This is a genomic window from Paenibacillus residui, assembly GCF_042677205.1.
GTDB classification, from domain to species: Bacteria; Bacillota; Bacilli; order Paenibacillales; family NBRC-103111; genus Paenibacillus_L; species Paenibacillus_L residui.
Genome location: NZ_JBHTIU010000037.1, coordinates 1 through 12,321, shown reverse-complemented (window position 1 = coordinate 12,321; position 12,321 = coordinate 1). Strand labels below are relative to the sequence as shown.

The 12,321-nt window shown below is 50.0% G+C and carries 10 protein-coding genes; all 10 read left to right on the top strand.

Annotation, left to right across the window (positions count from 1 at the left end; all coding sequences use genetic code 11):
• The gene (gene murD, locus ACFQ03_RS11865) at positions 1–1,428 is read left to right on the top strand and encodes a UDP-N-acetylmuramoyl-L-alanine--D-glutamate ligase (RefSeq protein WP_379288303.1); all 1,428 of its coding nucleotides are present in this window, start codon (positions 1–3) and stop codon (positions 1,426–1,428) included.
• A gap of 55 nt (positions 1,429–1,483) precedes the next feature.
• Positions 1,484–2,581, top strand: a complete 1,098-nt coding sequence (gene spoVE, locus ACFQ03_RS11860; protein ID WP_379288301.1) for a stage V sporulation protein E — start codon at positions 1,484–1,486, stop codon at positions 2,579–2,581.
• A 794-nt stretch (positions 2,582–3,375) separates the two neighbouring features.
• Positions 3,376–4,281: a UDP-N-acetylmuramate dehydrogenase gene (gene murB / locus ACFQ03_RS11855; protein WP_379288299.1), complete on the top strand. Its 906-nt coding sequence runs from the start codon at positions 3,376–3,378 to the stop codon at positions 4,279–4,281.
• Between the two features lie 15 nt (positions 4,282–4,296).
• Complete coding sequence (gene murA / locus ACFQ03_RS11850) at positions 4,297–5,577, top strand: UDP-N-acetylglucosamine 1-carboxyvinyltransferase (protein ID WP_379288297.1); 1,281 nt, start codon at positions 4,297–4,299, stop codon at positions 5,575–5,577.
• 89 nt (positions 5,578–5,666) lie between these two features.
• Positions 5,667–6,452, top strand: coding sequence for a cell division protein FtsQ/DivIB (locus ACFQ03_RS11845; protein ID WP_225312715.1), 786 nt, complete (start codon positions 5,667–5,669; stop codon positions 6,450–6,452).
• Positions 6,453–6,633: 181 nt separating this feature from the next.
• On the top strand, positions 6,634–7,869 hold the full coding sequence (ftsA, locus tag ACFQ03_RS11840) for a cell division protein FtsA (protein ID WP_144935859.1): 1,236 nt from the start codon (positions 6,634–6,636) through the stop codon (positions 7,867–7,869).
• Positions 7,870–7,953: 84 nt separating this feature from the next.
• Positions 7,954–9,066 carry a cell division protein FtsZ gene (ftsZ, locus tag ACFQ03_RS11835; protein ID WP_144935861.1) on the top strand — a complete coding sequence of 371 codons (1,113 nt, stop codon included), beginning with the start codon at positions 7,954–7,956 and terminating at the stop codon, positions 9,064–9,066.
• Between the two features lie 429 nt (positions 9,067–9,495).
• Positions 9,496–10,533, top strand: a complete 1,038-nt coding sequence (spoIIGA, locus tag ACFQ03_RS11830) for a sigma-E processing peptidase SpoIIGA (RefSeq protein ID WP_379288294.1) — start codon at positions 9,496–9,498, stop codon at positions 10,531–10,533.
• A 30-nt stretch (positions 10,534–10,563) separates the two neighbouring features.
• Positions 10,564–11,286, top strand: a complete 723-nt coding sequence (sigE, locus tag ACFQ03_RS11825) for an RNA polymerase sporulation sigma factor SigE (protein WP_144935867.1) — start codon at positions 10,564–10,566, stop codon at positions 11,284–11,286.
• Positions 11,287–11,426: 140 nt separating this feature from the next.
• Positions 11,427–12,209: an RNA polymerase sporulation sigma factor SigG gene (gene sigG, locus ACFQ03_RS11820; protein WP_144935870.1), complete on the top strand. Its 783-nt coding sequence runs from the start codon at positions 11,427–11,429 to the stop codon at positions 12,207–12,209.
• Positions 12,210–12,321 lie beyond the last annotated feature (112 nt).

Here is a 12,321-nt window from a genome sequence, read left to right as displayed (position 1 = left end):
ATGAAGCATCCAAGAGAGTATAAGAATCAAGAAGTGATTGTGCTGGGCCTGGCCAAGAGCGGAATGGCTGCAGCCGTTCGATTTCATGAGCTTGGAGCCAAGGTAACGGTTAATGACCGTAAAGATCGTAATCAATGCCCGGAGGCCGACCCGTTGGAGGCGCTGGGTATTTCTGTTGTTTGCGGAGGCCATCCGGATTCCTTGATTCATGAAGGTGTAGCTCTAGTTGTCAAGAACCCGGGCATTCCTTATGGGGCGGAGCCGGTTAGGAAAGCTCTGGAGCTTGGAATAGAAGTAGTGACTGAAGTTGAGGTCGCTTATCAGTTAAGTGAAGCCCCGATCATCGGCATTACCGGTTCCAACGGGAAGACAACTACGACGACATGGGTCGGAGAAATGCTGGCTAAGGCAGGCAAGTCTCCGATCGTTGCCGGTAATATTGGACGGGCCTTGTGTGATGCCGCTAATGATGCTACTAAAGATCATTGGCTTGTGGCGGAACTGAGCAGCTTTCAATTGAAGGGCACCGATCAGTTCCGTCCGCGCATAGCTTGCTTGCTGAATGTTTATGAGACGCATCTGGATTACCACGGCACCATGTCGGATTATACGGCCTCTAAAGCGAAGCTCTTTGCGAATCAATATAAAGAGGATATTGCCGTATTGAATTGGGACGATACCGAATGCCGCCTCCTCAGCACTAAAGTGCAGGCAAGGGTATTCCCCTTCTCCATGAAAGAAGAATTGAAGGAAGGGGTATACCTGCGCAGACACGCGGAAACCGGAAGGCTGGAGAGGGATATAGTTTACCGGGATTCAGAAGGAACGGTTCATCCCATAATCCGGGCGGAGGAGATTGGTATCCCCGGAGATTTTAACGTAGGGAACGGTTTGGCCGCAGCGGCTATTGCTATCGCCGCGGGCGTGCCCTTGCTTTATATTGCCGAGTCGCTGCGTGAATTTCGCGGCGTAGAGCACCGTCTGGAATATGTTAGGACCTGCCGGGACATTGCCTACTACAATAATTCCAAGGCGACCAATCCGGCGGCTACGATCAAGGCGCTCGAAGTATTTGATCAACCTATCGTGCTGATTGCCGGGGGGATGGACAGACAGGGGACCGATAAGGAGATGGATTATCGGGAATTGGAGCCTTATCTGCGGGATAAAGTAAAGGCGGCTGTTTTTCTCGGGGAAACCCGTGACAAATTAGCCAACGTGGCCCGATCGGCAGGAATGACCCGGGTTCGTTTGGTTGATAATGGGAGTAGCCCGTCCGAAACGTTGGCGCAGGCGGTCAAGTATGCGGAAGAGCTGGCGGAACCCGGGGATGTGGTCCTTTTATCACCGGCATGCGCAAGTTGGGACATGTTTCCCTCATTCGAAGAACGGGGACGAATGTTTAAAGAGTCCGTGCATAACCTTTAACAAGGGATAACCAAGCCTTGGCTGTCCCCACATTGATGGTGAGAGGTGTGAGGACATGGGAAAAGCACGGTCCGCCCCCGATGCGCTGATGATGCTTGCGACTTTGCTGCTGCTGGCCATTGGAGTGGTGATGGTCTACAGTGCGAGCTCGGTACTATCATTTCATGATTTCGGCGACTCTTATTACTATGTAAAGAGGCAGCTTTTGTTTGCAGTGCTGGGCATCCTGGCGATGTTCGCCATGATGAACATCGACTATTGGGTATGGAAAAAATATGCGAAAATCGGCTTGATTGTTTGTTTTGTGCTCCTGCTTGTCGTGCTAATACCGGGACTAGGAGTGGTGCGCGGAGGAGCGAGAAGCTGGCTTGGAATCGGCTCTTTCGGTATTCAGCCCTCCGAGTTTATGAAAATAGGGATGATTCTCTTTTTGGCAAAGCTTCTGTCGGAGGAACAGAACAAGATTACACAATTTACTAAAGGATTAATACCTCCCTTGCTAATTATGGGAACGGCTTTCGGGTTGATTATGCTGCAGCCGGATCTGGGTACGGGCGCGGTGCTGGTAGGAGCCTCCCTGTTGATTATTTATACGGCGGGTGCCCGCATAGCTCATCTATCTTTGCTGGCACTGATCGGGGTGGCCGGTTTGGTAGGGCTGATACTCGCTGCCCCATACCGGTTGCAGAGGATTACTGCATTCCTGGATCCCTGGCAGGATCCGCTGGGAGCCGGCTATCAATCTATCCAATCGATGTACGCCATTGGGCCGGGCAGACTTAGCGGCCTCGGCTTTGGCAACAGCTTGCAGAAGTATAATTATTTGCCGGAGCCGCAGACGGACTTTATTTTCTCTATCATCGGCGAGGAGCTGGGATTCATAGGCGGAGCGACAGTGCTTATTCTGTTCGCAATCCTGGTCTGGAGAGGGCTGAGAACGGCCATAGCGGCTCCGGATACTTTCGGAAGTTTGTTGGCGGTCGGAGTAGCCGGTATGGTAGCCGTACAGGTCATTATCAATATCGGCGTAGTCATCGGCATGATGCCGGTTACCGGCATCACTCTTCCATTGATCAGCTATGGGGGCTCTTCGTTGACGTTGATGCTTACATCCATTGGAATCTTGTTGAATATCTCGCGATATTCCCGATAAATTCACGGCAGGAGTCAGGTGAGCTTGAAGGGCCGTGGCACTGCAACAGTCGGGCCCTTAGAAGGCTAACCCGGTTTACCCGCTTGAATAGAAGCTTGGGAAAGCAGATGGAGGTCTAGTTTTTATCGTAAAGCAGCGATAATCTTTATCGTATCGATATTTTCACGATTTCCATAGGCCTGGTGACAGAGTGGCAAAGAGGTGGAACGGGAAGCGGAGGCACTCTATTCCGGGAGGTTTGGGCCAATATTAAATGCTTCCATAGTGGCTGCTCTTTATCGATGCCCGCCTCTCCCGGCACGCGTTCCCGGAGCTGCATGGCGGATGATCAGTTCCCATGCCGGCCTCGGCCCGCTTGGCGGAATGCGCTGAGTTAGTTCACCAGGTCCAGTCCCGGCATACGGAAGGCGGTCATCTCTTCTAAACGATGACGGGCTTTTCGTGTATAGAGTTGGAAATGGTGTGAATAACGATAGATGGTTTTCATATGGATGACTTTTTTGCTTGGAATTGTTAGGGACAAGCCTGTCAGGACGGTATTTGCACGTTTGGGTTCGCATAAGCGAAGCTTTCGATACTATACGGATGTTTTTGATACAACCGAAATTGGCAACATTGAAACTTTCACAGGGCAGAAAAGCAATGATTGGGCTGTTGTCACACTCTCTGCAAATTTACATAAGATACACTATAACCGTGACAAACACCCGGACCAGTCGGCAGCTAAGAGAGGCCCATATTCGCTCGACCGACTGGTTTTTTGCCCACGATCTTGTTAAGGAGGGTATATCCCAGTGCTACAGGTTATAACTGATTTACGGGCTGCCGGCGTCAACGATATTCAATGTGATGAGCCAATGGCGCCTCACACTTATTGGAAAATCGGCGGACCTGCCGATGTGTTCGTCCAACCCAAGAATAAGGAACAGCTGATGGAGACGATCCGGATAATCCAACAACATCGTGTGCCCTGGTTTGTACTGGGCAGAGGCTCTAATCTTCTTGTCACCGACAAGGGGATACGCGGGGTCGTCATCAAGCTGGGGGAAGCTTTGGATTATGCCCGCTTTGAAGGAACTACGGTATATGCGGGGGGAGCGTATTCTCTCATCAAGCTGTCTGCCATAGCGTCAAAGAACGGGTTGGCCGGACTCGAATTCGCTGGAGGCATACCGGGTAGCATCGGGGGAGCTGTCTACATGAATGCAGGGGCACACGGGTCGGAGATGTCGCGCATTCTCAAGCAAGCTGAAGTCCTGTTCGATAACGGAGAATTGGTAACCATGCGAAATGAAGAGCTTTGTTACTCATACCGCACGTCTATTCTGCAGACTAAGCGGGGCATAGTGACGGAAGCGGTGCTGGAGCTGAAACAAGGAGACCGTAAGGAGCTGGCGGACGCGTTTGCGGCGCATAAAGAAAGACGGCTCCGGACGCAGCCCTTGCAATTGGCTTGCGCAGGAAGCGTATTTCGCAATCCCGCAAATCAGTATGCGGCCAAATTAATTGAAGAAGCAGGCCTTAAAGGAATGCGCGTGGGAGGAGCGGAAATATCGACGCTTCATGCCAATTTTATCGTTAATACCGGGCAGGCGACAGCTCAAGACGTGCTCACCCTCATTGATAAGATTAGAGCCATAATCGTGGAAAAATACAATGTGGAGCTGGTTCCTGAAGTTATGGTGGTGGGTGAACGGTAATTCGGAGGTGAAACATTGGAAAAGTTGGTGATCGAAGGCGGGAAACCTCTCTCGGGAACCATACGGATTCACGGCGCGAAAAACGCAGCATTGCCCGTTCTTGCCGCAAGCATCATGGCAGAAGGAACACATACCATTGAGAACGTACCTGATCTGCTGGATATCCACGTTATGCTGGACATTTTACGCGCCCTGGGCTGTAGGGCGGAGCTTAGGGGCGACACCGTGACCGTGGATACGTCGTCGGCCAATTCTTCTCATATCCCGGAAGAATTAATGAAACAAATGAGATCGTCTGTTTTTCTTATGGGCCCGCTGTTGGCGAGGTTCGGTAAAGTACAGATTTATCAGCCGGGAGGCTGCGCCATCGGTGAACGGAAAATCAATCTCCATCTGCAAGGGCTTCAGGCACTTGGGGCCGTAGTGGAAGAGTCGGGCCATACGATCGTTTGTTGGGCCAAACGGTTGAAGGGCGCTGATATCGTGCTGGATTTTCCTAGCGTTGGAGCTACAGAGAATATTATGATGGCGGCCGCCATGGCGGAAGGCATTACGACGATTTACAATGCGGCCAGGGAACCGGAAATTGTAGATCTGCAAAATTATTTGATCACCATGGGTGCCAAAATGATCGGTGCCGGAACGGATACCATCACGATAGAAGGGGTCCCGAAACTGACTCCGACAACCTATAAAGTCATTCCGGACCGGATAGTGACGGGGACGATGATGATGGCGGCCGCGGTTACAAGAGGCAATGTGACTCTGGAGAACGTAAATCCCGCTCATTTGACATCCGTTACCCATGTGCTTAAGCGGGCAGGTGTTCAAGTGACTACGGACGATGATATAATAAATGTAACCTGCCATACGCGGCCAAAAGCAGTCGAACGGGTAGTAACGGCGCCTTATCCGGGCTTCCCTACCGATTTACAGCCCCAAATGATGGTTCTGCTATCTTTGGCGGAAGGTATTAGTATAATTAAAGAAACGATATTCGACGGTAGATTCAAACACGTTGACGAATTATCCAGAATGGGGGCCGATATTCGCACTGATTTGAACTCCGCCTTTATTCGCGGTGTGCCGCGGGTGTATGGCGCAACTGTCGAATCAACCGATTTGAGGGCCGGTGCGGCACTGGTGATAGCCGGTCTGGCTGCGCGCGGCACGACGGTCGTCGAGCAGGTGCATCATATTGATAGAGGCTATGATAGAATTGAACTGTTGCTCGGCCAACTGGGAGCCAAGGTAAGCCGGTATACAGAGGTTGCCAGCAAATCCCTCTTATCTTGACCATCAAGGCTGCTCCGAGTCCCTTCCTGACTGTAGGAAGGGATAAGGACGTTTTGCAGCCGGAGAACCAGGAAGGTGTTAAGTTGTCTGTGGAACTCAAAGTGCCCGCGATCAAACCCGAAAGGCCCCGCAGAAGCGGGGGCCGGAGGCTGATTGCTCTTCTAGTCGTTTTTTTTCTGACGGTGTTGGCCATTCTGTTTTTTCAATCTTCCATAAGCAAAATTTCGGTTATCGAAATTTCCGGCAACGAGATGGTGCCCTCCGAGCAAATTGGACAAGCCTCCAATATTCAGATAGGCGACAGCTTTTTTCTGATAGATACTCATAGAACTGCAGAACTTATCCGCTCTCTGGATATGATTGAAGAGGTGGAGATCACCAAAAATTTCCCCGGGGAAGTTACGATCAAGGTGAAGGAATACAAAAGGGTAGCCTATCAAATCAACGCTGACGGCGAGAGGGAAGCTTTGCTGGCTGACGGCAGTGCCTTTCCGATCCAGGATCGGCCTATTCCTCTGGATAAACCCATTCTGAGCGGCTGGGCGAACGATAATCCGATGAAGCTTAAGCTATGCGCCGTATTAGCCGACATTCCCGATCCTTTGCTCGCAGATATTTCCGAGATCGTCCCAGAGCCGACAGCTGCCTATGAGGATAAGATCAGAATCTATACAAAGTCGCAATATGAGGTATCCACACGAATCCAATATTTGCAGGATAAGCTGCAATATTTGGGGGTTCTGATCGCCGAATGGAGGGAGCAGGGTGTTCTGTCCGGAGAGCTGATTTTAATGGAGCAAGACAGGGGAATTCCTTTTGACAACAACGAAAACTCCAAGGCTTCCAAAGGACAAAAAGATGCTAAAAAAAGATAAAAATAGACTACTCTTTGGTAGTCAATAATGATAAAATTGATATTATGGAATTTCTGTGACGATAGGAATAATTTACTATATAAAAAATCGCTAAAAAAAGAGGGAATACAAGAACCATGTTGAATATGTACAGAGGTCTAAATAGACTGCAATACGGACAAGCAACAGGAGGTGCCTAGGATTGAGCAACAATGACGTCATAGTCAGTTTGGACATTGGTACTTCCAAGGTTCGAGTCATCATCGGGGAAGTAGCGAACGGATCGATCAATATCATTGGAGTCGGCTCCTCGGAATCCGAAGGCATTCGCAAAGGTTCCATTGTCGATATTGATCAAACCGTACAGTCAATACGCAATGCGGTCGACCATGCGGAGCGCATGGTGGGCATCCAAATATCAGACGTTTATGTCGGCATATCCGGCAACCATATCGGCTTGCAAACTAGTCACGGCGTAGTTGCTGTCAGCAACGAGGATCGTGAGATCGGAGAGGAAGATATCGAACGGGTGCTTCAGGCGGCGAGAGTAATTGCCCTTCCTCCGGAAAGGGAGATCATCGGAGTCGTTCCCCAGCAGTATCTGGTCGATGGCCTGGAAGGGATTCAGGATCCCAGGGGAATGATTGGTGTACGCCTGGAAGTGGAAGCTACGATTATCACCGGTGCCAAGACGGCTATACATAATCTGCGTCGTGTCGTGGAGAAAGCGGGTCTTAACGTGGCTGATCTCGTTCTCATGTCCTTGGGAGCGGGGACAATGACGCTGTCCAAGGACGAGAAGATGATCGGGACAGTACTTGCTGATATCGGAGCGGGTGCTACGACGATTTCCGTATTTGAGAATGGTACCCTGGCAGCGACTTCCACACTTCCTATCGGGGGAGAATTCATCTCGAACGATATTTCCATCGGTCTTCACACACAATTGGAGAATGCGGAGAAGATCAAGCTTAAATTCGCCTGTGCCGCCGTGAAAGATTCGGCAGCGGATCAGGTCTTTAAGGTGCCGAGGATCGGCAGTAATACGGAGAAGGAATTCTCCCAAGTAGATCTAGCCAACATTATAGAGCCTAGAGTTCGAGAGATGCTGCAATTAATCCGCGCCGAAGCGGCCCGCATGGGTTACAGCGATCCTCTCGGCGGATTTGTGCTCACCGGCGGAACGATGTCCATGCCGGGAATGTTGTCGGTAGCCCAGGAGGAGTTGGCCACATCGGTAAGAATTGCCGCACCCGATTATATTGGCGTGCGCGATCCATCCTATACCAGCGGCGTCGGCATTATTATATTCCTCACTAGATCGTTCCGTACACGCAGTGCTGCAGCAGCCCCCAAGAAAACAGTCCCCAAGAAAAGCCAGTCCAAACAACCGGGGTGGTTTGAAAGATTCAAAAACTGGTTAAGCGAACTTATCTAGTACTAATTCTATAAGATTGCAGCAGCCGGTGTTAGGCCTTATTCAAGTGTTTCAACAGTATGGGTGAGGAGGATAATAAGCGCTATGTTTGAATTTGATTTGGAATTGGATCAAATGGCCACTATTAAAGTAATCGGTGTTGGCGGCGGTGGAAGCAACGCTGTCAATCGAATGATAGAGAACGGAATTCAAGGTGTAGAATTTATAACGGTCAATACGGATGCGCAGGCTCTAAATCTTGCGAAATCCGAAACCAAGCTGAAGATTGGCGAGAAACTGACTCGCGGCTTGGGTGCGGGTGCGAATCCGGAGGTCGGTAAGAAGGCGGCTGAGGAATCCCGCGAAGCGATTACCCAGGTGCTGAAAGGGGCCGATCTTGTTTTCGTTACTGCAGGAATGGGAGGCGGAACGGGTACGGGGGCAGCTCCGGTTATTGCCGAGATCGCCAAGGAATGCGGTGCGTTGACAGTCGGCGTTGTTACCCGTCCGTTCACTTTCGAAGGGCGCAAGCGTCAAGCCCAGGCGGAGCTCGGAATTTCTACCCTTAAGGAAAAGGTCGACACTCTGATTGTCATTCCTAATGACCGCCTGTTGGAGATGGTAGACAAGAAGACTCCTATGATAGAGGCATTCCGCGAAGCGGACAACGTTCTTCGTCAAGGGGTTCAAGGGATTTCCGACTTGATCATGGTACCAGGTTTGATAAACCTGGATTTTGCCGACGTTAAGACCATCATGACCGAGAGAGGCTCAGCTTTAATGGGAATCGGCATGGGAACCGGCGAGAACCGCGCTGCGGAAGCCGCCAAGAAAGCAATTATGAGTCCTTTGCTTGAAACGTCCATCGAAGGGGCCCGCGGGGTTATCATGAATATTACCGGCGGTTCCAACCTGAGCTTATATGAGGTCAATGAGGCTGCGGAAATTGTATTTGCCGCTTCTGATCCTGAAGTGAATGTCATTTTCGGAGCGATCATTGACGAGAGCTATAAAGAAGAAATTAAAGTAACGGTTATTGCGACCGGCTTCGAAACGAAGCCTCATTCTTCGTCGCCGCGCAAGCAGCCGGGACAATCCGATGCAGCTCCAGAGCCGACTCGGACGCCGAATATCCGTCCTTTCGGGACTCAGCCAAGCAGCGATCATCTGGATATTCCGACCTTCTTGCGCAACCGGGGTAAGAATAACCTTGAATAGTTTATTTGCCGACCAGCCTCTTTTGTTTCCAAGTGAAGCAAGAGAGGCTTTGTTGTTGTTTTCGTTTGGAGCTTTTTTTACCACATAAGGAATCTTTAATTGCTTTACAACGTTAATGTGGTGTAACCAAAGATTCCTGTTGGCATAAAAAGCAACCTCTAATACCGGGTTATTCTTCTTCAGTTCCGGGGCTCCCCGCAAAGTACCCGGAATACACTTCGAAGGTCATACGTCACTTTGTGGGGCAGTCATAAGGCTCCGTTTGGAGCTTTTTTTATTTCAGCTTGGGTTATTTCCTTGCAATTTTCGCATATACTTTTCTAACTTCGACAAAAAAACTGTGGATGGTACATCACAGTTAGACAGACTTTGGAGGGGGAAAGGATTATACTGGGGTCATCCGTCGCGATAAGGTAGGAGGATAGGAGAGTGGTAGTTTATGTGGATCTTATTTTCCTATTTAATTTCATCATTGACGGGGCTCTGCTGCTGACGACAGCTTGGACAAGAAAGCTGGATATCCGATGGCACCGGCTGGCAGGTGCAGCCGCTATCGGCGCGTCCTATACCGTCTTTATGCTGATCCCCGAACTCTCCGTGATGTATACCTTTATAGCTAAAGTCCTTTTTTCCGCCGGGATGATTACAACCGCTTTCTCTTACCGCGGACTGCTTCCGTTCCTTCGGAATCTCGGAATGTTCTATGTCGTCAATTTCGTAGCTGCCGGAGGACTTTACGGATTACATTATTTCTTCCTCCCCTCGTTAGACGTCATGAACGGGATTCTGGTCACTTCATCCGGGGGGCTGATATTTCCCTTCCAAACCCATTTATGGATAGTCGGACTGGGTTTGGCCTTTATTCTTTTTTTCTATTTGCGTATGTTTCAAGGGGCGAAACGGAAAGAGGAATTGACCGCTTATATAGCCGAAGTGGTCATCAAGCTGGATGATCTGACTCTGACCTGCAAGGGACTGATCGATACCGGTAACCGCCTCTACGATCCGCTGACGAAAACCCCGGTAATGGTTGTAGAGACATCCCTATGGGGAGACCGGCTGCCGGAGAAATGGGTCCGCCATATTCGCCGTTCTGAAGTGGACCGGATGGTGGCGGCCATGCAGGAGGAGGACTTTGAGTGGCCGGACCGGATACGTCTCGTTCCTTACCGCGGAGTCAACAAAGCAACGCAATTCATGCTGGCGGTGAAGCCGGATGAGGTCTCGCTTAGCTACAACGATAAGCATCTGGTAACCAGCAAGGTACTGATCGGATTGGATGCGGGCAAGCTGAGCGCTGACGGTTCATATGAGGCGATTATTCATCCGGATCTTGTCGTCTCCCGGGAAGAGGGAGGAAGTTTGAAGGTAAGAGAGCAGGGGAGCCTTAGCCCGGCAACGAAGATGGATGGGAAATTAGCGACGGAAGCTGAAGTCAAAAAGCCGCTTAACCTGCCGATGGATTAAGGAAGCAAGCTCTGGAGGAGGATGTGCCCAATGCTTTACAAATGGAAGCTGACGCTGCAAATTTACTATTACCGGTTATTGCTGATGATCGGTTTGAAAGGCGACGAAATTTATTACATTGGCGGAAGTGAAGCGCTGCCCCCACCTCTGACTCGCGAGGAAGAAGAGTTTCTGCTGCAGAAGCTGCCATCCGGAGACGCTGCCATCCGGGCGATGCTGATTGAACGAAATTTGCGCCTTGTCGTATATATTGCAAGGAAATTCGAGAACACCGGAATCAATATCGAGGATTTGGTTTCGATCGGGGCGATCGGACTGATCAAGGCCGTGAATACCTTCGATCCGGAGAAAAAGATCAAGCTGGCCACCTACGCCTCCCGCTGCATCGAGAATGAGATTCTTATGTATCTTCGCCGCAACAGCAAGGTCCGCACCGAGGTTTCCTTCGATGAGCCTCTGAATATTGATTGGGATGGGAATGAATTGCTACTATCCGATGTTCTCGGCACTGAGAATGATACCATATACCGAAACATTGAAGAGCAGGTGGACCGCAAGCTTCTGCATAAAGCTCTGGATAAATTGTCCGAGAGGGAGCGGGTCATTATGGAGCTTCGCTTTGGCCTGCAGGACGGCGAGGAGAAAACGCAGAAGGATGTGGCCGATTTGTTGGGAATTTCCCAATCTTATATTTCACGGTTGGAAAAGCGGATCATCAAACGGCTGCGTAAAGAATTTAACAAAATGGTTTGAGCTTACAAACGGCTCCGTTGGGCCGTTTTTGACTGCTGTGGCACAGCCTTATGCCCATTTAAGGGCTCGTTCATACGCGCATAAAAAATGATCCCAAGGAGATAATTAACATTAATGTTGCTCCTTGGGAGGTAATCACGGTGACACGAAATAAAGTCGAAATCTGTGGTGTGGATACATCAAAACTTCCTGTGCTTACAAATACGGAGATGCGGGAGCTTTTTGTCCAACTGCAAACACACAATGATCATACTGCAAGGGAGAAGCTGGTCAATGGCAATTTGAGATTGGTTCTGAGCGTTATCCAGCGATTCAACAACCGCGGAGAATTCGTGGACGATCTGTTCCAGGTAGGATGCATCGGCCTTATGAAAGCCATTGATAATTTCGACTTAAGCCAAAATGTGAAATTTTCAACCTATGCCGTCCCGATGATTATCGGCGAAATCAGGCGCTATTTACGGGATAATAACCCGATCCGAGTGTCGCGTTCCCTCCGCGATATTGCCTACAAGGCTCTGCAGGTGCGCGATAATCTGACAAATATGAATTCGCGGGAGCCGACGATTTACGAAATTTCCGAAGCTCTGAATGTTCCTAAAGAAGACGTAGTGTTCGCTCTGGATGCTATTCAGGACCCGGTCTCGCTGTTTGAGCCGATTTATCATGACGGGGGAGATCCGATATACGTCATGGACCAAATCAGCGATGATCGCAACAAGGATGTAACCTGGATCGAAGGGATTGCTCTCCGGGAAGGAATGCGCAAGCTCAATGACCGGGAGAAAATGATCTTGTCCATGCGGTTTTACGATGGCAAGACGCAAATGGAGGTTGCAGAAGAAATCGGTATTTCTCAAGCTCAGGTGTCCAGACTTGAGAAATCAGCCATATCGCAAATGCAAAAGCATGTTAAAACCTAAGAGGTTCTAAACAAAACCGGCCTTCCCTGGAGGAGGCCGGTATTTTATTTAGGCTTTAGCCAGTTGAGTGCGTGAAACGCGCGAAACAAAAAACCACCCGCTATGCGGGTGG